The sequence below is a fragment of the Streptomyces sp. NPDC001903 genome, from assembly GCF_042891345.1.
Taxonomy (GTDB): Bacteria; Actinomycetota; Actinomycetes; order Streptomycetales; family Streptomycetaceae; genus Streptomyces.
Map to the genome: position 1 here is coordinate 140,265 of NZ_JBIASZ010000009.1, position 19,375 is coordinate 159,639.

Annotated in this window: 19 protein-coding genes; 7 read left to right on the plus strand and 12 right to left on the minus strand. The window is 74.0% G+C overall.

Going from position 1 to position 19,375, the window contains the following annotated elements; translation table 11 throughout:
- Positions 1 to 41: 41 nt before the first annotated feature.
- Positions 42 to 1,832, minus strand: coding sequence for a hydrogenase maturation protein (locus tag ACFYZS_RS21415; RefSeq protein ID WP_389014745.1), 1,791 nt, complete (start codon positions 1,830 to 1,832; stop codon positions 42 to 44).
- A gap of 339 nt (positions 1,833 to 2,171) precedes the next feature.
- Between ACFYZS_RS21415 and ACFYZS_RS21420 the strand changes: the two genes are divergently transcribed.
- The 4 genes from ACFYZS_RS21420 to ACFYZS_RS21435 all read left to right on the plus strand — a co-directional run bounded on the left by ACFYZS_RS21420 (position 2,172) and on the right by ACFYZS_RS21435 (position 5,646).
- On the plus strand, positions 2,172 to 3,182 hold the full coding sequence (locus ACFYZS_RS21420) for a methyltransferase (protein ID WP_389014748.1): 1,011 nt from the start codon (positions 2,172 to 2,174) through the stop codon (positions 3,180 to 3,182).
- Between the two features lie 101 nt (positions 3,183 to 3,283).
- Positions 3,284 to 3,640: a hypothetical protein gene (locus ACFYZS_RS21425; RefSeq protein WP_030856629.1), complete on the plus strand. Its 357-nt coding sequence runs from the start codon at positions 3,284 to 3,286 to the stop codon at positions 3,638 to 3,640.
- A 94-nt stretch (positions 3,641 to 3,734) separates the two neighbouring features.
- Complete coding sequence (locus ACFYZS_RS21430; protein WP_389014752.1) at positions 3,735 to 4,868, plus strand: site-2 protease family protein; 1,134 nt, start codon at positions 3,735 to 3,737, stop codon at positions 4,866 to 4,868.
- A gap of 37 nt (positions 4,869 to 4,905) precedes the next feature.
- A complete protein-coding gene (locus ACFYZS_RS21435) occupies positions 4,906 to 5,646 on the plus strand; it encodes a PP2C family protein-serine/threonine phosphatase (RefSeq protein WP_389014755.1) in 741 nt (246 codons plus the stop codon).
- Positions 5,647 to 5,707: 61 nt separating this feature from the next.
- Here ACFYZS_RS21435 and ACFYZS_RS21440 read toward each other — a convergent pair whose 3' ends face one another.
- Positions 5,708 to 6,502 (minus strand): LysR family transcriptional regulator substrate-binding protein, encoded by a 795-nt coding sequence (locus ACFYZS_RS21440; protein ID WP_389014758.1) that lies wholly within the window; start codon positions 6,500 to 6,502, stop codon positions 5,708 to 5,710.
- A 58-nt stretch (positions 6,503 to 6,560) separates the two neighbouring features.
- Here ACFYZS_RS21440 and ACFYZS_RS21445 point away from each other — a divergent pair, with 58 nt between their 5' ends.
- Both ACFYZS_RS21445 and ACFYZS_RS21450 read left to right on the plus strand, forming a co-directional pair.
- On the plus strand, positions 6,561 to 6,965 hold the full coding sequence (locus ACFYZS_RS21445; protein WP_389014760.1) for a DUF5997 family protein: 405 nt from the start codon (positions 6,561 to 6,563) through the stop codon (positions 6,963 to 6,965).
- Between the two features lie 126 nt (positions 6,966 to 7,091).
- Positions 7,092 to 7,778, plus strand: coding sequence for a beta-glucanase (locus ACFYZS_RS21450; protein ID WP_389014763.1), 687 nt, complete (start codon positions 7,092 to 7,094; stop codon positions 7,776 to 7,778).
- 26 nt (positions 7,779 to 7,804) lie between these two features.
- On the opposite strand, the gene ACFYZS_RS21455 is transcribed toward ACFYZS_RS21450, so the two are convergent.
- From ACFYZS_RS21455 to ACFYZS_RS21465, 3 genes are read right to left on the minus strand one after another with little or no spacing between them, the layout of a single operon-like run.
- Positions 7,805 to 8,437 carry a hypothetical protein gene (locus ACFYZS_RS21455; protein ID WP_389014766.1) on the minus strand — a complete coding sequence of 211 codons (633 nt, stop codon included), beginning with the start codon at positions 8,435 to 8,437 and terminating at the stop codon, positions 7,805 to 7,807.
- 25 nt (positions 8,438 to 8,462) lie between these two features.
- Positions 8,463 to 8,834 carry a hypothetical protein gene (locus tag ACFYZS_RS21460; protein ID WP_389014769.1) on the minus strand — a complete coding sequence of 124 codons (372 nt, stop codon included), beginning with the start codon at positions 8,832 to 8,834 and terminating at the stop codon, positions 8,463 to 8,465.
- A gap of 24 nt (positions 8,835 to 8,858) precedes the next feature.
- Entirely contained in the window at positions 8,859 to 10,295 is a 1,437-nt protein-coding gene (locus ACFYZS_RS21465; RefSeq protein ID WP_389014772.1) for a zinc ribbon domain-containing protein, read from the minus strand.
- A 120-nt stretch (positions 10,296 to 10,415) separates the two neighbouring features.
- Between ACFYZS_RS21465 and ACFYZS_RS21470 the strand changes: the two genes are divergently transcribed.
- Complete coding sequence (locus ACFYZS_RS21470; RefSeq protein ID WP_389014775.1) at positions 10,416 to 13,376, plus strand: BTAD domain-containing putative transcriptional regulator; 2,961 nt, start codon at positions 10,416 to 10,418, stop codon at positions 13,374 to 13,376.
- A gap of 57 nt (positions 13,377 to 13,433) precedes the next feature.
- Here ACFYZS_RS21470 and ACFYZS_RS21475 read toward each other — a convergent pair whose 3' ends face one another.
- The 7 genes from ACFYZS_RS21475 to ACFYZS_RS21505 form a co-directional block, all read right to left on the minus strand.
- Positions 13,434 to 14,102 (minus strand): hemerythrin domain-containing protein, encoded by a 669-nt coding sequence (locus ACFYZS_RS21475; protein ID WP_389014778.1) that lies wholly within the window; start codon positions 14,100 to 14,102, stop codon positions 13,434 to 13,436.
- Between the two features lie 123 nt (positions 14,103 to 14,225).
- Entirely contained in the window at positions 14,226 to 14,981 is a 756-nt protein-coding gene (locus ACFYZS_RS21480) for a carbonic anhydrase (protein WP_389014781.1), read from the minus strand.
- Positions 14,982 to 15,075: 94 nt separating this feature from the next.
- Positions 15,076 to 15,372 (minus strand): SHOCT domain-containing protein, encoded by a 297-nt coding sequence (locus ACFYZS_RS21485; protein ID WP_389014784.1) that lies wholly within the window; start codon positions 15,370 to 15,372, stop codon positions 15,076 to 15,078.
- 134 nt (positions 15,373 to 15,506) lie between these two features.
- The gene (locus ACFYZS_RS21490; protein ID WP_389014787.1) at positions 15,507 to 16,172 is read right to left on the minus strand and encodes a response regulator; all 666 of its coding nucleotides are present in this window, start codon (positions 16,170 to 16,172) and stop codon (positions 15,507 to 15,509) included.
- Positions 16,169 to 17,350: a sensor histidine kinase gene (locus tag ACFYZS_RS21495; protein ID WP_389014790.1), complete on the minus strand. Its 1,182-nt coding sequence runs from the start codon at positions 17,348 to 17,350 to the stop codon at positions 16,169 to 16,171. Before ACFYZS_RS21495 ends, ACFYZS_RS21490 begins: the two co-directional genes overlap by 4 nt.
- A gap of 103 nt (positions 17,351 to 17,453) precedes the next feature.
- Positions 17,454 to 18,326, minus strand: a complete 873-nt coding sequence (locus ACFYZS_RS21500; RefSeq protein ID WP_389014793.1) for a serine hydrolase — start codon at positions 18,324 to 18,326, stop codon at positions 17,454 to 17,456.
- Entirely contained in the window at positions 18,323 to 19,291 is a 969-nt protein-coding gene (locus tag ACFYZS_RS21505; protein WP_389014796.1) for a LysR family transcriptional regulator, read from the minus strand. Before ACFYZS_RS21505 ends, ACFYZS_RS21500 begins: the two co-directional genes overlap by 4 nt.
- Positions 19,292 to 19,375 lie beyond the last annotated feature (84 nt).

Below are 19,375 nucleotides of genomic sequence, written 5' to 3' on the forward strand. Positions count from 1 at the left end.
GGCGGACGGGCAGGTGCTCCGCGCCGGCCTCACCCTTCTTGCTAGCAGCCGGCCGGGCCCGGTGCCCTGTCTTGTACGGCCGGTCCAGTGACCGGGGGCCGCCGGGAGGGCAGGGGCGCGGTGCGCCGTCCCGGCACGGTCCGCTCCAGGTGGGCCGGGGTGCGCTCCGGGGCCTCCTTGCGTACGAAGGCGCGGCGCAGGGCGTGGTAGGGGGCCCGCAGGTCGAAGAAGGTCTCGCGCATCCGCGCGAGCTCGGCCTCCCGGTAGGCGGCGAGCGGCCGGACGCCCTCGTCGGCCTCGCGGCGGGCCTTCTTGCCGGCGATCCGGGACAGGACGGCGGGCGAGTCCGCCACGCGGACGGCGAGCCGGGCGGTCTCGTCGGCGAAGGCGTGCGGGGCGCAGTCGATCGTACGGTCGACCAGTCCGAGCCTGCGGGCGGCTTCGGCACTGATCGGCAGGGCGTCGGCGGTGAGGCGCTCCGCGACGCCGGTTCCGGTCCGGCGGGGCAGCGTGTAGGTCCAGTACTCGGATCCGTACAGGCCCATGAGCCGGTAGTGCGGGTTGAGGACGACGCCGCCGCGGCACCAGACCTCGTCCGCGGCGAGGGCGAGCATGGCGCCGCCGGCGGCCGCGTTGCCGCCGAGGGCGGCCACGACGAACCGGTCGGTGGTGGTCAGGACGGCCTCCACCAGGTCGTCCATGGCGTTGATGTTGGCCCAGGACTCCTCGGCCGGGTCGGCGGCGGCCTCGATGACGCCGAGGTGGATGCCGTTGGAGAAGAAGTCCCGGCCGCCGCCGAGGACGAGGACGGAGACGGGCCGGGTACAGGCCTCCCGGTAGGCCGCGAGCAGGCGCCGGCACTGCGCGGTGCTCATCGCGCCGCCGGGGAACGAGAACGAGAGGAAGCCGGCCCCGCCCCGTTCCCGGTAGGTGATGTCGGACCAGGTGCGCGGGCCGCCCTCCGCGTCCGCGTCGGCGAACGGCCGCGCGGGGATCTCGGGCAGCGGCGGCAGCCGGTCGCCGAGGGCGAGGGTGGCGGGGAGTTTGACGGGGGCCGGGCCGCCCGGTTCGCCGGGCACGCGCCGGGCCCTGAGCTCGGGGATCCACACGGCTCCGTCGGCGGTCGCCCGGCAGATCGCACCCGCGCGGGTGGCGAGCAGCTCGCCGGGGCGGCCGCGCAGCCGGTCCTCGGGGTGCCCGCCGTGCAGGAACCACTGGCCGCCGAGGAGTTCGTCGAGTACGCCCGGCTGGGAGTCGGCGGCGCGCAGCGCGCGGACGACGCTCTGCGTGGAGTCGTTCGCCCAGTCGATGCGGCGCAGCTCCTGGCGCAGGTACGGCCGGGCGCGGCCGGATCGCTGCCGCTCGGGGACGTACGTGCCGGACGCGAAGCGGTCGACGGCCGTCAGCACGGCGGACAGGGCCGCGTCGGCGATCTCGCCGCGGTAGGCGTCGCTCTTGCCGACGGGCGGCAGGGCGCAGTCCGCGGCGGCCCACACGTCGCCGGCGTCCATCTCCTCGCAGGCCTGCAGGACGGTGACGCCCCAGCGGGTCGCGTCCTCGGCGATGGCCCAGTCGAGCGAGGAGGGCCCGCGGTCGCCCACGGGCCCGGGGTGGACGATCAGGCAGGTGTGGGCGGACCAGACCTCGCGCGGGATGGGCGTCTTCAGCATCGGCGCGAGCACGAGGTCCGGCCGGTGGCGGTCGACGGCTTCGGCGAGGGAGGCGCCGGGCAGGGCCAGCTCGACCGCCACGCTGTGCCCGCGGTCCCTGAGTTCCGCGTGCACGCGCTGGGTGAGGCTGTTGAACGCGCTGGCGGCGAGCAGGATGTGCACGTGATCTCCCAATCGTCCGGCCCCCGGCGATCTGCGGCCGCGGCAGGTACGGCCGCTGGCGATCGTCGACCACGGACGCCCGCGGGCCGGTGAGACCTACGGGCGTGTCACCCGGAAGTGGCCACCTCGAACCGCCACCTGGTGGAGGGGCGGGTCCGGGAGCGCGCGCAGATGCCCGGAAAGGGACTGGACGGGGGACCCGTACCCGGCATGCACTGCGCAGGTGGGCCGCGCGGGCCGGAAGCGACGGCACGCGTGCCCCGAGCCGACCCGCACCACATCGCATCGCACTGCGTCTCACCGTGCATCGCATCGCATCGAGCCGACAGGAGCCGGACCGTGGCCAGCCTCGACCCCTTCGCCCCCTCTCCGCTGCACGACCTCATGTACGGGCACGTCCACGCCGCCGCGTTAAGGGCCGTGGCCGTCCACCGGATAGCCGACCACCTCACCGACGGGCCGCGCACCGCCGAGGAGCTCGCCGCCCGTACCGGCACGCACGGGCCCGCGCTGCGGCGGATCCTGCGGTTCCTCGCCACGCGGGGGCTGTTCGGCGAGGACGGCCGGGGGGCCTTCCGGCTGGAGGAGGCCGGGCGGTCGCTGGTCGCCGGCGCGCCGGGATCCCAGCTGGCGAGCGTCCTGATGCTGACCGACCCGATGTTCGCGCGCTCCGCCGGCCGGCTCGCGGACACCCTGCGCACGGGCGAGTCCGCCTTCGACCTCGCCCACGGCATGCCGTTCTTCGAGCACCTCCTGGGGTCCCCCGAGGACCGGGCCACGTTCGACGCCGGCATGGCGGCGCATTCCGGCCCCGCCGAGGAACTGGTGGCGCAGAGCTACGCCTTCCCGGCGGGCGCACGCCTGGTCGACGTGGCCGGGGGCCGCGGCGGGCTGCTGGCCGCCGTACTGACCCGCGAGCCCACCTTGTCCGGCACCCTCTTCGACCAGCCCGCCACCGTCGCCGAACACGTACTCGACCGGCCCGGACTGGCGGGCCGCTGGCGCACGGCGGGCGGGGACTTCTTCACCGCCGTACCGGCCGGGGGTGATTTCTACCTGCTCAAGCACATCCTGCACGACTGGAGCGACGAGGACGCCCTGCGCATCCTCGGCTCGATCCGGCGCGCCGCGGGCACCGGTGGCCGCCTGCTCGTGGTGGAGGCCGTCCTGCCCGAGGGCAGTGCCCCGCACCCCGCTGTGGAGCTCGACGTCGTGATGCTGATGGCCGTCACCGGGCGCGAGCGGACCGCCGCCGAGTTCGAGTCCCTGCTGGCACGGGCGGGCTTCCGGTTGGACCGCATCCTGCCCACGCCGTCCGTGCCCTCCCTGCTGGAGGCCGTCGCCGTGTGACGCCGCCCGCCGCCGCCCGTCTCCTCCCGATCTTCAGCGGATATTCTTCATCCGCGCCGGGAGCAGCCGCGGCGCCCGGAAGCAGACGAGATGGAGCCCCGATGGACGTGCAGCACTTCGAGCGGATCACCGCATTCATCGAGGCGCGGCTGACCCCGCTGTTCGACGAGGCCACCGGCAGTGAGCGCGGTTTTGCGATGGACGACACCTCCCGGGCGCTGCGCGCGCTGCGCAACGCCGTGCTGGAGGCCTCGGCGGTCAAGGGGCTCATCGAGAAGCGGGCGACCGCCGAGCCGGCGCTGCGCCGGGTCATCGACCAGTCCGTGGAGCACCACTGGGACGTGCTGCGCGGCATCGCCCGCCAGTGGGAGGACCACGGCGACTTCCTGCGCGAGTTCAAGCGGCACGCGTGGGAGCTCGACGAGGTCCTGGCCGCTCCGGCCGCCACGGAGGGCTGAGCCCCACCGCATCCGTCGCTCCGGCACGGCCCGGGTCGGCCGTCCCGGAGCGACAATGGGATGAGAACCACTGCCGAGTCGGCAGGAGACGAGGATGAACGGCTCGGTCCCCATCGGACGTGTCGTCGGAGTGCCGCTGCGCATGCACTGGAGCGTGCCGCTGCTCGTGGTGCTGTTCGCGTACGGGCTCGGCCGCCAGACCCTGCCCCTGTGGACCCCGGGGCGCTCGAACGCCGTGTACACCCTCGCCAGCGTCGTGGGGGCGCTGCTGCTGATGGGCAGCCTGCTCCTGCACGAGACCGCGCACGCGGCGACGGCCCGCCGGAGCAAGATCTCCGTCGAGGACGTCACCTTGTGGGCGCTGGGCGGGATGACCAGGATGGGCCGGCCCAAGACCGCGAGGGCGGCCTTCGCGGTGGCGGTGAGCGGCCCGCTGACCAGCCTGGTGATCGGCGGCGCAGCGGTCGGCGCCGGCATCGGGCTGGACGCCCTGCTCGGCTGGGCGGTGCCCGCCGCCGTCCTGGTCTGGCTGGGCTGGGCCAACCTCTTCCTGGGCGTCTTCAACCTGCTGCCCGCCTCGCCGCTCGACGGCGGACGGGTCCTCCAGGCACTGCTGTGGTGGCGTACGGGCGACCGGGAGCGGGCGGACCGGGCCGCCTCGCGCAGCGGGCAGGTCATGGGCGTGCTGCTGGCGGCGCTGGGCTGGGTCTCCTTCCTGCGCGGGTCCTCGAGCGGGCTGTGGCTCGTCGCCATCGGCCTCTTCATCACGTTCGTCGCGGGCGCGGAGCGCCAGCGCGCGGTGGTGCAGACGGGGCTGCGGGGTGTGCACGTGGCCGATGCCATGTCGAGCCCGGTCGCGGCCGGCGCCGACTGGCTGAGCGTGCGGCGGTTCATCGAGGAGGTGGCCGTCGGATCCCGGCATTCCGCCCTGCCGCTGCTCGACTTCGACGGACGCCCCAGCGGGGTGGTGCACGTACGCGGGCTGGCCCGGATCCCGCAGGATCAGCGGGACGCACTGCGCGTGCGGGACGTGTCGACCCCGCTCCAGCGGTGCGCGGTGGCGGCCCCGGGCGATCTGCTGGGCGACGCCCTGGACGCGCTGCGGCCGGGGATCGGGCTGCCGCTCCTGGTGGTGGACGCGGACCGGCTGGTGGGCATCGTCACCGCGAAGGACGTCACCCGGCTCATGGAGCGGAAGGCGCTGGGCGGGGGCGGGGGGCCCGGATGAGACGCCGGCGGGCGGGCGGCGGGACCATGGGGGTGCGATGACGTACGTAGCCGTGAGCGCCCTGAGCCATGCCGGGCTGGTACGCGACCACAACGAGGACAGCCTCGTCGTCGGGCCGTGGACGCTGTGCGCCGGTGTGACCCGCAATCCGCAGACGTTCGTGTTCCCGCTCGGTGCGCCGCTCGTCGTCGCGGTCGCCGACGGGATCGGCGGACAGCCTGCCGGAGAAGTGGCCAGTGCGCTGGTCGTACGGGAACTGGCGATGCTCGGGCCGTCCCTGGACAGCGAGGGGGCCGTCCGCGAGGCGCTCGCCCTGTGCAACCACGCGGTGTACGCGGCCGGGGACAGCGATCCGGAGCTGGCCACCATGGGCACCACCGTGGCGGGCACGGTCGTCCTGGAGGACTCGCTGATCTCGTTCAACGTCGGCGACAGCCGGGTGCTCGACGCCACCGCGCAAGAGCTCCGGCAGGTGAGCGTGGACGACAATCCGCCGCTGGAGCCGGGGCAGCGCACGACGTCCCTGCTGACCCAGGCGCTCGGCGGAGCCCGCCGGCACAGCGGGATCACCCCGCACGTCTCGACCCGGCCGCTGGCGGCCGGAGCCCGCTATCTGGTGTGCTCGGACGGTCTGACCGACCCGGTGCCGCCCGAGGAGCTCGACGAGCTGCTGCGGGTGCACGACGACGGCAAGGCCGCGTTCGAGCTGTGGAAGGCCGCCATCGAGGCCGGCGGACCCGACAACATCACGCTCGCCCTGGTCAGGATCGGCGACTAGCGGGTGTCCGACCCCGCCCGAGGGTCACCGAATGTGACCGTACGCGGCCGCGCAACACCCCTCAGGGCCGGCGGCGCGGCTTGCCGCCCTTGGCCCCCTTGGCGCCCTTGGCCCCGCCGGAGCCGCCGCGCGGGTTCTTGCCGGCCGGCTTCCCGCCCGTCTTGCCGCCCGTCTTCGCGGCCGCGGGCTTGCGCCCCCGCTGCTTCGGCTGCGGCGGGGTCGGGGCGCCGCGGCCGCGCGTGCTGTTGACGGTCCGGCCGCGCACGATCCCGATGAACTCCTCGACCAGGTCGGTCGGTTCGCCGTCGAGTTCGAGGAACGACAGGGCGACCCTGGACTGGGGCGCGTCCGTCACCGTCCGGTACGTCAGGTCCTTGCGGTGGTGCAGGCGGGCCAGGGACTGCGGGACGACGAGGACGCCGATCCCGGCCGCCACCAGCTCGATCGCGTCCGCCGTGGTGGCGGGGCGTTCGAACGCGGGCTTGCCGGGCAGGCTCTCCCAGTCCAGGGTGTCGTCCAGCGGGTGCAGCACGATCTCGTCGGCGAGGTCCCCGGTGGAGACCTCCTCCACGGCCGCCACGAGGTGGTCCTTCGGGACCACGACGACCGTGTTCTCGGTGTAGAGGGGGATCGCGGCCAGGCCCGTCCGGTCGATCGGCAGCCGCACGAAGGCCGCGTCGGCCTCGCTGCCCCGCAGTACGCCGGGGGCCTCGGCCGCGGACACCTGCAGGAGGGCCAGCGGGACGTCCGGCAGGCGCTCGTTCCAGATCCGCACCCACTTGCCGGGGGTCACTCCGGGGACGTACGCGAGCCGGAACGAGGGAGATGCCGTGGGAGATGCTTCCGAGCCTGTCACCCGGCCAGGTTACCGGCCGTGGTCAGAAGTAGCGCACACGCTCGATACCCTTGACCCCATGACGTCGCACAAGACCACCCAGACCATGAAGCCCGCCACCGCGGCGAAGAAGCTGGGTGTGTACCTCGAAGCCACCCCCGCTGAGTTCCAGGAGGGTGTCGTGACCCGCAGCGAGCTGAACGCGCTGCAGGCCGAGCCGCCCCAGTGGCTGCAGGAACTGCGACGCAGCGGCCCGCACCCCCGGCCCGTGGTCGCGTCCAAGCTCGGCGTCTCGATCGCCGGCCTCGCGCGTGGCGGGGTCACCGAGGCCCTCACCACGGAGCAGATCGACGCGCTGAAGCAGGAGAACCCGGAGTGGCTCCAGAAGGAGCGCGCCACCCAGGCCGAGGTCCGCAAGGAAGCGGTCCGCATCAAGGAGAAGCACGCCGAGCAGGCCGAGCGCCTTCAGCAGTCCGGCTCCTGACCGAAGTGCGCCGCGGGACGCCGGGGCGGCGCCTCTGACGCCGAAGTGCCCTGAAGCGCCCGCCCCGTCCGCATTTCACCGAAGATCAGCGGAATGCGGACGGCGCGCCCTGGGCAGAGCTGCGGGGTGATCTCGCAACTCCTCGCCCCGTTCCGTCGCTCCCGAACCCTCGTCTTCTCCGCCGACTTCGGCTCGACCACCCGCTGGGTCGCGGGCCGGACCTCGGCCTTTCCCGACGGCGGCCCGGTCAATCCGGGCGACAACAAACTCGATCATCTGGTCGACGACCCCGCCTACAGCCGCGGCGGGACCTTCCGCGCCACCCCGCGGTCCGACGGCCACTGGGACTCCGGGCTGCTGACCACCGAGGGCAGCGACGAGGGTTTCCTGCTGCGCGCGGAGGACGTGCTCGAGGCCCGCGTCCGGCTGCCGGAGGCGCTCGGCGCCTGGCCGGCGATCTGGACCTGGCGGGACGGCGGCCAGGAGGTCGACGTCTTCGAGTACCACCCCGACAACCCGGACCTGCTGGAGCTCTCCAACCACGTCCGGGGCGGGGGCTCGCACTACTACCACGACCCCGCCATCCGCCCCGGCGCATGGGTCGACCTCAAGGTCAAATTCGGTGCGAACACGGTCGTCTGGTGGGTCAACGGCACCCGCGCGTACTCCGATCACAGCGGGGTGGGCCGCCGCTGGAGGGCATACCTCATCGTGAACCTCTCCGTGTGCGCGGGCCGCTACCACCCGGCCCCCGACCCGTCCCTCTCGGAGATGTCGTACGAGGTCTCGGACCTGCGGGTGTACCGCAGCTAGGCCGTGTCCTTCGGATCATGCCGGGATCACCTCTCGGTGACCTCCGCGCCGACGATCACGCCACCGGAGACGGTGTACGTCCCCTCGAACACCTTCAGCGTGCCGTCCGTCTGGAGGGCACGGATCAGCACGCGGACCCGGCCTGGGTCCACCGTGTTCGCCGAGCCGAGCGAGATGCTCGCCGTCGTGTCGTAGCCCGCCACCCACTTCGCGTAGGAGGTGTGGGCGATGTTCCTGCCGCCGAGTTCCCAGGCCGCCGCGAAGTCCTGGTTCACGAGGTCCCGGTAGTACTCCTCCACCACCTCGCCCGGGTCGTCCGGACGCGCCGGGCTCTCCTCGGCGGGCGGTGGAGCGGGAGGCGGAGCGGGAGGGGTGTACGCCGCGGACGGGGTGGGGTAGGGCACGGGCTCGGCGGATCGGGGGGTGGGCGGCGGGGCGACGGCCGACGGCGCGGCGGAGCCGGTGTCCGCCCCCGGCGGCGGGCCGCCCAGGGCCTGGCCCGGCGCCCGCTCCCCGGACGCGGGAGCCACGGCGATGAGCACGCCCGCGGTCCCCCCGCCCGCCACCACGAGAGCGGCCACCAGCCACGGCAGCCACCGGGGAAGGACCGTGAATCCCACGCGGACGTAGCCGGGCCCGGCAGGCCGGGAGGGTGGCATGGTCATCTCCTCTGCACTCCCCCGCTCACAGGCCGCGGATCGCCTCTTCGATCGGCTCCGCGAGGGAGACCAGCGCGGTGAATCCCGCCACCGCGCTCAGGAGGGTCCTGGCGAGCATCCTCAGCTTTCCCATGCGCCGGTTCTCGGACCCGAGCTCCTCGCGGGCGTCCTCCGCGATCTCGATCAGATCGGCGCGGTCGGGGTGCTCGGACCGGCCCAGTTCCTCGATCAGCCGGGAGACCAGCTCCCGGATCTCCTCGGGCGACCGCTGCCGTCCCCCGCCGATCTGCGTCGGACCGCTGCTGTGCACCTCGGCCCGCGCGTTCCTGCCGCCGGCCACGGCGGACGAGACGACGCTCGAGCCGCCCGTGGCGATGATCCCGTCATTGCTCCGCATGTCTTTCCTCGCCCCTCACCGTGGTCAGTCCAATTTCACGCGCGGCATTTTCCTGAGGATCCTCGACGAGACCTTGGAGTTCTCACCGGAGGCCACGGAGCTGGCCTGGACACTCGCTCCGTGGCTCGCGATGATCCCGTGATTGATGATCAGTTCCTGCCGTTGCACCAGCTCGTCCGTGTGGATTCCATGGGCCTCCGCGAATTCCACGACCGCGTTCAGCACCCTCTTCTCGATGGCCTTGAGGACCATGCCGCTGTCCGCCTCCTGGAAGAAGCGCTGGTGGCTCTTGTCCGCGACGTTGCGCCGCACCGCCTGCCGGGCCCCGTAGTCGAACCGCCGCAGCTGCGTGATCAGCTTCTCCTGTCCCCGGACGCGGAAGTACATCCAGAAATCGGGGGCGAAGCCCGCGATCGCACGCCAGGGCGAGGCCAGCAGCTCGAACACGGTCGGAACCAGGGTGCCCGCCGCGAGCTGGAGCACCTCCAGCGGGGACGGGCTGGGCATCAGGGTGTCGACGACCCGGTAGCCGTCGCGCAGGGGGAACAGCACCGTCGGGGCCGCCTCCACGACGAGGCTCGAGTCCGAGCGCACGAAGCGGACGAAGAGGGACGTCACCAGCTCGCCGCCCCAGCCGGTGGAGTGCACGGCGAGGTAGGGCCGCACCTTCTCCTCGGGCGAGCGCTTGAGTGCGTCCACGGCCTCGGACGTGATGGCGGTGACGGGCCGGCCGAGGGGATCGGGGAGGAAGCGCCTGTCCTCCCGGACGGCCGAGCCGTCGACGAAGACCCGCTCCTCGATCTCCAGACAGGGCAGGCCCAGCGTGGCGAGCCGTCCGGCGACATGGGAGTAGAGGTCCACCACGTCGAAGTCCAGCGGCTCGACCCCCGGCCGGCTCGGAGAGGTGACGTCGAAGGCGAGCGACCACGAGTCCTGGTCGGAGCCGTATCCGGCGAACGGCGAATAGCCGCTGTACGTGGTGACGTTGCCCTCGGCGTACTCGCCGATCTCACGCAGGCGCCTCGCGACGCTCCCGCTGATCGGCTCAGGGGCGGCCGCGGGGTCGAAGCTGTCCGGGCGCAGGCTCTGCATCGACCGGCCGTACTTGGTGGAGAGTTCGAACGAGAACACCGTCACCCACGCGAGGAGCAGCAGCGACAGGGCTATCAAGGGCATGGCGACCCATAGATGGAAGATCAGGATGAACAGCAGCAGGAAGGCGAGGAGGATGTCGCGGCTGTGCCTGCGGGCGTTCGCGAGGTACGCGTGCCTGAGCACCACCGGGACGTCGCAGGCCGGCGCCGCGGCCACGCCCAGATGCGGCTCGGCCGCCACGTCCTTGACGAGCGATTTCGCGTAGCTGCGCTCCAGGTACGCGGCCGCGCACAAATACCTGGTCACGTCCCGGCTGCCGCCCCATCCCGGCACCGCAGGGCGGCGCGCGGCGACCGAACCCGTCATGACGCCCCCCGATTTCAAGCCATTCCGCTTTCACTCGCGCACCATGAGCCTTGCCAAGCGTGACCGGGGGCGCTGCAATGCCCATGAAATTTCGATGATGCGCGCGAAGCGAGGATGCGAGTGGACGGGGAATCTCCGCAGCGGCTCAGGATCGAGCTGCTCGGACCGGTACGGGCCTGGCGGGGTACGACGCCGCTGGCCTTGGGACCCGTCCGGCGCCAAGCCGTGCTGGCCGCGATGGCACTGCGGCCGGGCAGCACCGTGAGCCACGAGGACCTGCTCGACGCGGTGTGGGGCTCGGCGCTGCCGGGTTCCGGTCACCGGGTCCTGCCGAGCTACGTCTACGCCCTGCGCAAGGCCCTCGACCCGGAGGGAACCGGGTACGAGGAGTCGGTGATCCGCAGCAGCCAGGGCCGGTACGGCATGGCCGTGGACGGGATCCGCGTCGACGTCGCCGAGTTGGCCGAGCTGGTCCAGGAGGCGCGGCGAGTGCAGGCGTCCGGTGACGTGGCCACCGCCATGGCCCTGCTCGCCGATGCCCTCGCAATGTTTCGGGGAGAGCCCCTGGCCGGGCTGCCGGGTCCGTTCGCCCAGGCCGAGCGGCGGCGGCTGACGGAACGGCGAAGGACACTGCAGTCGCAGCGGCTCGAATGCCTCCTCCTGCTGGGCCGGGCCGCCGAGGCCCTGGACGGTCTGGCCACGCTGTCCGCCGCCGAGCCGTACGACGAGTCGCTCCTGGCCCTGCACATGCGCGCCCTGTACGCCAACCAGCGCCAGGCCGAGGCGCTGAACGCCTATCAGGGCATGCGCGAACGGCTGCGCGACGAGCTCGGGGTCAGCCCCGGCGACGCACTGGGCCGGGTGTACGAAGCGGTGCTGCGCCGCGACGACGAACTCCTCCTCGGCCCGGCCGCGGCCCGCTCCGCCGCCCTCCCCGCGGCCGGCCCGGCCGACCTCTCCGCCCCGCCGCGGCCCCGCCCCCCGGTCAACGAACTGCCCGGCGTCACCGGCGTCCTCATCGGGCGGGAGCACGAACAGGCCCTGCTGGCCACCGCGTTCCCACCCGACTCCGTGGGGGTCGCGGCCGTGGACGGCATTGCCGGGGTCGGCAAGACCGCCCTCGTCGTCCGCGCGGCCCAGGAGTTACGCGGCCGCTACCCGGACGGCTGCCTCTTCGTCGACCTGCGCGCCCACAGCCCGGGGCGCCAGAAGCTCTCGCCCCAGCGCGTCCTGCGGCGGCTCCTGCGCACGATCGGCACGGCCGACAGCGAGGTACCGGCCGATCTGGACGAACTCGGCGCCGCCTGGCGCGCGGCGACCGGCTCGCTGCGGCTGCTCCTCGTACTGGACGACGCGCGGGGAAGCGCGCAGATCCGGCCACTGCTCCCGGCGGGACCGGGCAGCATGGTGATCGTGGCCAGTCGCCGGCGCCTGGCCGGACTCGACGCCGACCGGCGCATCACGCTGGAGCCCCTGGAGACGGACGACGCGCAGACCCTGCTCGGGCATCTCGTCGGGGAGGAGCGCGCGGCCGGGGAACGGGCGGCGACGCGCGAGCTGGCAAGGCTGTGCGGCGGACTGCCGCTGGCTCTGCGCATCGCCGGGACACGGCTGCAGACGCGCCCCGTCTGGACCCTCGCCCATCTGGTGGACCGTATGTCGGACGACGACCGGCGGCTCGGCGAGCTCACTGCCGGGGACCGCAGCCTGGAGGCGGCCTTCCGCCTGTCGTACGACCAGCTCACGCCCTCGCAGCAACAGGGGTTCCGCGCCCTGGGCCTGACGCCGACGAGCGAATTCGACGCCCTGACGCCGGCGGCCATGCTGGGCCGGCCGGCCCGCGAGGCCGAACAGCTCCTGGAGAGCCTGGTCGACACGAGTCTGGTGCAACAGCCCCGGCCGGGCCGCTACCGGCTGCACGACCTGGTACGGGTCCATGCCCGGCGACTCGCGGAGGCCGCCCCGGCCGAAACGGGGGCGGCGCGCACCGCCGTACTCCGCCTCTACGTGGACGCGGGCCGGACCGCCAGCGACTGGGGCTCCGCCGGCTTCCCCACCGGACCGCCCTCGACGGGGGCCTTCACGGGCTGGGCCGACGCGAGTGCCTGGCTGAACGCTGCCGACGCCGAACTCGCCGATGTCGTCGGCCATGCGGCGGGTCTCGGCGAAGCCGACCACGCCTGCTGGATCGCCGAGGCGCTGACCGACCACTTCCTGCGCCGGGGCCGCTACCACGAAGGCCGCACGGCCCTGGAAGTCGCCCTCCCCCAGGCGGACCTGGCCACCGACCGGCGGATGGCGCCCGCACTGCGCAACTGCCTGGGGATCGTCGAGATCTACCAGGGCGACGCCGCACGGGCGCGCGCGATGTTCACCGAGGCGCTGCGCCTGAGCCGCGATCGCGCGGACCGGCGTGAGGAGGCCCGGGCCCTGAGCGGGATCGGGGCCGCCGAGCTGAATTCCGGCGAGTTCGAGCGGGCCCTCTCCCCCCTCACCGCGGCGGTCGACCTGGCCCGGGGGGTCGAGGACGACTGGCTGGTGGCGATGGTGCTCTGCCTGCTGGGCATGACCTACCGCACGCTGGGGCGGACCGGCGACGCGCTCCTGTGCCTGGCCGAGGCCGCTGTCCGCGCCGAGGCGAACGGGCGGCCCGCCATGATCAGCAGGGCCCTGAGCTGCGCCGCCGACGTCCACCTCGACCTCGGTCAGTTCGCCGAGGCCAGGGAGCTCCTGCGCCGGGCGGCCGACCTGGTGCAGCAGGCGGGCGACCTCCCCCTGACCGCGATCACGCTGAGCATGCTGGGCACGGCGGAGCTGGGCGCCGGGAACCTGGAGGCGGCCATGGCTCTCCACCACGAGGCCCTCTCCCGGATCCAGTCACTGTCCGCGCTGAACGAGCCCGAGCAGATCCGGATGGAGATGGAGATCCGTAGCAGGCTGGGCCGCGCCTACTCGGCGGCGGGCCGGGTCCGCGAGGCGGGCCAGCAGTTCCGGACGGTACTCGCGGTGCCCGGCGCCGGCGCGTACCCCACGGCGCGCGCGCTCGCGCTCGCCGGGCTGAAGGAGTGCGAGACCCGCTAGCGGACACCCCTGGGCCGTGTCTTTCGGATCATGCCGAGCCCATCCGAAGGACACGGCCTAGCCGTGGCCCACCGCCGCCGCCAGGCGCTGTTCCAGGCGCCGGAAGTTGCGTTCGCCCACCGCGCGCCAGAGCACCCGGGGCGGCAGCGGCAGGTGGCCCATGATCAGGACCTGTTCGCCCGGGTCGGCGTCCTTGAGGATCATCCCGAGGACGGTGAACAGCCTGCTCTTGGGCACGGCGGCGCTCGCCGCGTCGCCGATCTCGTCCCATTCCGCCTGTGACACCGCCTTCGGGACGAGCGGCAGTGCCTCGCGCTCCTCCTGGTCGAAGTGGTCCCCGACGGCCTTGGACACCTGGTCGAACGCGTCGGCCAGTTCCTCCCGGTGGGCGCTCCCGCCCGCGGCCGCCCACTCGCCGAGCAGGGCGCTCGCCCGTGCGAGGAGAGCCGACAGCTCGGCGTGCTGGCCCCGCATGCGCTTCCACAACCCGCCCTGCCCCGGCAGGCGTTCGGCCAGCTTGGGCCACAGCAGCCGGTCCTCGCCCTCGTGGTGGTGGTGCAGGGTGTCCAGCAGCAGCTCCAGCCGGTCCGCGACCAGCCTGACCTGGGCGCGGCTGCCGTGGCGCACTCCGCGCACCCGGCCCGCCGCCTCCCCGAACTCGCGCCGGAACATCCGGTGGACCACCACCATGTCGTGCGTGGTGATCGGCTTTCCCCGGTTCTCCATCGAAGTCGCCATCGTCCCGTGCCCCCCGCCCTGGTGGGTGTACCGGTCTCCAGCGTGGCGGCCTACCGGCCGTCTCCACCAGGGGCGCACGGCGGCGCTCCAGCGCCCCTGGGGAGTCCGGGTCTAGGCCAGGTTGTGCACGCGCTGGTCGCGGAGGCCGTAGCGGGCGGCGACGACGGCCAGCCTGCCGTCGGCGATGCGCCGGGCGATGTCGGGTTCGGCCGCGAGCAGGTCGCGGGTGCGCCGGGCGTGCGCGTCGATGGTGGCGTCGATCCGGGCCTCGCCCTGCTGGGTGTGGTCGATGGAGGGCCGGATCCGGTCGGCCAGGTACTGGATGTGCGCGGGCAGCTGCTCACCGGTCTCGTCGGCGCGGACGGCGGCGGCGACCGCGCCGCAGGACTGGTGGCCGAGCACGAGCACCAGCGGGATCTCCAGTTCCAGGACCCCGAACGCGACGCTGCCCAGGACGGCTTCGTCCAGTACCTCGCCCGCCGAGCGTACGGTCAGCAGGTCGCCGAGCCCCTGGTCGAAGACGAGTTCCGGGGGCACCCGGGAGTCCACGCAGCCGAGGACGATCGCGAAGGGGTGCTGGGCCTTGGTCAGCCGGAGCCTCAGGAACGCCGACTCGTGCGGGTGCTCCTGCCCGTACGTACGCCAGCGCCGGTTGCCGGCGGCCAGCCGGCGCAGCGCCTCCTCCGGGGAGACGGGGCCCGCGGCGGCTTCCGCCTCGGCGGGCGGAGCGGGGGCCGGGGCGGCCGAGGCGGGGAAGGCGGAGGCGATGGGGAGGACGGACCCCGCGGCCGCCGAGCCCGCCGCGGCGAGGAGCAGGCCGCGGCGGCTGGGCGAAGCGGTGCCCGGTATCTTCGTGTTCGAATCCATCGCGGGAACGTATCCCTGCCGACTCGCGCCCCGCTCGGGCGCGGGGCGCAATCGCGGAAGTCGGGGGTCGGGGGTCGGGGGTCGGGGGTCGGGCTCAGCCGGCCCGGCCCTTGCCGTCCAGGGTCGTCCGGCCGAACTGCTCGTCCAGCACGGACAGTCGGCGCCAGTACTCGTCCTCGTCGATCTCGCCGGTGGCGAACCGGCGGCCCAGGATGGCGATCGGCGAGTTCTCGCCGTACGGGCCCCGCATCGCCCACGGTCCGCGCGGGCCGCGGGCGCCGCGCCACACGGTGCGGCGCAGGACGGTGACGACGCCGAAGACGACGGCCGCCCAGATCAGCGGGACGAAGAGGATCCACGGGCCGGGCCCGTCGTACGCCAGGGTGTTCATCTCGGTTCAGCTCCTCGGAAGGGGTGCGGTTTCCTTGTCGCTTCCGAGACTGGCTCCGGGAGGGTGCCCGGGTCGTCGTACGGCCGGCGGCACTGCGCGTACCGCGGCGGGAGTAGCCCCCGGCAGCCGCGGCCTCAGCCCAGCCAGCCGGGCCTGACCAGCCCGGATTCGTACGCGAGCACCACCAGCTGGGCCCGGTCCCGGGCGCCGAGCTTGATCATGGCCCGGCTGACGTGCGTCTTGGCCGTCAGCGGGCTGACCACCAGCCTGCGGGCGATCTCCTCGTTGGACAGCCCGAGACCCACCAGGGCCATCACCTCGCGCTCCCGCTCGGTCAGCCGGTCCAGCCCGGCGGGCGCCCGCGGGGCCTTCGAACGGGCGGCGAACTCCGCGATCAGCCTGCGCGTCACCCCGGGCGAGAGCAGCGCGTCGCCCGCGACCACGGCCCGTACCGCGCGCAGCAGCTCCTCCGGTTCGGTGTCCTTGACGAGGAACCCGGAGGCGCCGGAGCGGATCGCCTCGAAGACGTACTCGTCGAGCTCGAAGGTGGTCAGCATGACCACCTTCACCGCGGCCAGTGCGGGGTCCGAGGTGATCGTGCGGGTGGCGGCCAGGCCGTCGAGCCCCGGCATCCGGATGTCCATCAGGGCGACGTCCGGGCGCAGTTCGCGTGCCAGGCGCACGGCCTCGGCCCCGTCGGCGGCCTCGCCGGCCACCTCGATGTCCTGCTGCGCGTCGAGCAGCGCGCGAAAGCCCGCCCGTACCAGCGCCTGGTCGTCGGCGAGCAGTACGCGGATCACGAGTCCTCCTTGGTTTCCAGCGGGATCCGGGCCAGCACCCGGAAGCCGCCGTCCGGCCGGGGGCCGGCCTCGATGGTGCCGCCCTGCGCGGCGGCCCGCTCCCTCATCCCGATCAGGCCGGTGCCGCTGCCGCCGGCGTCGCCGCCGGTGGCGGGGCCGTCGTCGTCCACGCGGAGTTCCAGCGCGCCGGGCGGGCGGCCGATGCGGATCCGGGCGGTCCGCGAGCCCGAGTGGCGCACCACGTTGGTGAGCGCCTCCTGGAGGATCCGGAACGCGGCGAGGTCCGTGGCCGGCGACAGCCCCCGGGCCTGCGCCTGCCCGGTCACGGAGACGGTGAGTCCGGCCGAGGCCGCCTGCGCGACGAGTTCGGGGAGCCGGTCGAGTCCGGGGGCGGGGGCGCGCGGGGCCTCACCGGGGGCGCGCAGGGTGTTCAGGACCTGCCGGACCTCGCCGAGCGCCTCCTTGCTGGCCGCCTTGATGGTGGTGAGCGCCGTACGGGCCTGTTCGGGGTCGCTGTCGAGCAGGGCCAGGCCGACGCCCGCCTGCACGTTGATCACGGAGATGCTGTGGGCCAGTACGTCGTGCAGCTCGCGGGCGATGCGCAGCCGCTCCTCGTCCACCCGGCGCCGTTCGGCGGCCTTGCGCTCGGCCCGGTCCCGGGCCCACTGCTCCCTGCGTACGCGGACCACCTCGGACGCGGCGAGGACGGCGATCGCCCAGGCCGTGACACCGCCCTCGGTCCCCCAGGGGGCGGGCCCGTCGCCGGGCGGCGGGAGCCAGCGGTAGAGCCAGTGCGCGATGAGCAGGTGTCCGGCCCACAGGGCGCCCACCGCGCCCCAGGCCGCGTGGCGGTGGCCGGCGACGACGGCGGAGAGGCAGGCCAGGGCGACGCTGACGAAGACGGGGCCGTACGGGTATCCGCAGGCGAGGTAGCCGAGCGTGACGGCGCAGACTCCGTAGAGGACGGGCACCGGGTAGCGGTGGCGCAGGAGCAGCAGGGCGGGCCCGATGAGCAGCAGGAGCCGGCCGAGCGCGCCGACGGGTTCGCGGCCGGGCTGGACCTGCTGCACCCACCCGGTGGCCGCCTGCGCGAACACGGCGACGAGGAGCGAGGAGCGCCACGGCAGCCGCCCGCCGCCGGTGTGCTCCGCCCAGTACTGCCACCGCCGCTCCGCCATGCGGCCACGCTAGACGCCCCGGCCCGCCGCCGTCGTCCGCCGGGCGGGCCGATCGGGCGTACTCCCTGCGGAGTACGCGGGCACGCCCTGCGCTCCCGCGGGGCTACCTCGCGCGCAGGGCGTCGACGGCGATGCGGGCGGTCGCGCCGATCACCGCGTCGGCCGCGGGGAGGACGGCCGCGGGGTTGGCGGCGCGGGTGAAGACGGCGACGGCATAGCGGCCGCCGTCGGGGTATTCGACGACGCCGACCTCGTTGCGTACGGTCGGCAGGCTGCCGGTCTTCCCGGCCACGTGGACGTCGTCGAAGGGGAATCCGGCGGCCATCCGGTGCGGCCACACCTGGAGGCCGAGCAGGCGGCGGATCGCGGCGCCGTGTTCGGGGGTGCAGGCCTCGTCGCGCCAGACGGCGGCGAGCAGCCGGGTCATGTCCCGGGGGGTGCTGCGGTTGCTCCGGGCCGGGTCGAGGGCCCGGAGCCGGGCGAGGACCTGCGGATCGGCCAGTGCCCGGGTACCGGCCGGACCCGCGTCCTCCCGGATGGTCGCGAAGAGCGAGCGGAAGGTGTGGACGGCGCGGGTCCGGGTCAGGCCGAGCCCGGCCGTGGCCTCGTTGACGCCGTCGAGGCCCATGCGCGCGAGGAGCAGGTCCGCGGCGGCGTTGTCGCTGACGGCCGTCATCAGGTAGGCGGCGTCGCGCAGGGAGACGCGTACGGGATCCAGCATGGCGGCGAGCCCGGTGGGGCCGGCGGTGCGGTCGGCCGGCGGGCACTCGACCTGTTCGGTGAGGTCCAGGCGGCCGGCCGCGGCCTGCCGGTGGAGGGCGACGAGCAGGCAGAGCTTGTGCACGCTGGCGGTGACGACCGGGTGGTCCGCGCCGGCGTCGATCTCGGCACCGGAGTCGATGTCCACGGCGTGCAGCCGGCCGCTGACGCCGGCTTCGGCGAAGGCTGCGGAGATGCGGCGGAGGGCGTGGTTCACAGCCAGTACTCCGCTGCCGGGCGCAGGTGGAGCGGCCGCGCGGGTACGTCGGCGGTCACGGCCGCAGTGTTCCACAGGGCCCGTGTGGTCGCCTCGGCGAAGGCGCCGACGGCTGCGTCGCCGCGGCCCCGCGGCCAGGCGACGCTGTGCCGCCAGGCCAGCGGGCTGCCGGCGAGGGGCCGCCAGACGATGTCCGCCCGCGGGCCCGGGGCGTCGGCCGAACCGGTGTCGCGCGGGGCGAAGGCCACGGCGTTCGCGGAGAGGACCAGGCCGCGGACGAAGCCGGTGCCGCGGCCCTGCCGGACGGTGGCGGGCGTGTAGCCGCCCCGGGCACAGGTGTTCAGTACGTCGTCGTGCAGGGCGGGGGCCTCGGTACGCGGGAAGAGGACCAGGCCGTATCCGTCGAGGGCGGCGAGCGGTACCTCCTCCAGGGCGGCGGCCGGGGCCTCGCGGGGCAGCAGCACGCCGAGTTCGCGGCGCAGGACCGGCCCGAGCTCCAGCCCGGCGATGTCGCAGGGATGCCGGACGAGCCCCACGTCGAGCTCGCGGGAGGCGAAGCGGGCCAGCTGCTCGGCGGTGGACAGCTCGTGGAGCTCCAGTTCCACGCCCGGGTTCTGCTGCCGGAAGGCGGCCAGGATCGCGGCGATCGCCTCGCCGGCGAGGTCGGGCGGCAGTGCGGCGCGCAGGAGCCCGCTCTCGCCGTCGCGGATGCGGCGGGCGGTGGCGGCGAGGGCGTCCGCGCGGGCGAGCAGCAGGCGGGCGTCCTCCAGCAGCATCGTGCCGGCCGCGGTGATCGTCACCTGGCGGCTGGTGCGTTCGAAGAGCCGGACGCCGAGCTCGCGCTCCAGGCGCTGGATGCGCTGGGACAGGGGTGGCTGGGCCATGCCGAGCAGCTCGGCGGCGCGGCCGAAATGTCTTTCTTCTGCAACAGCGACGAAGCACTGCAGATGCCGGATCAGATCCACGACCGGCAACGATATCGGAGTTTGATCGATCCGAGATCCATACAGATCTTGGACGGAGAGCGGGCGCCGGTGTTGTGCTCACCG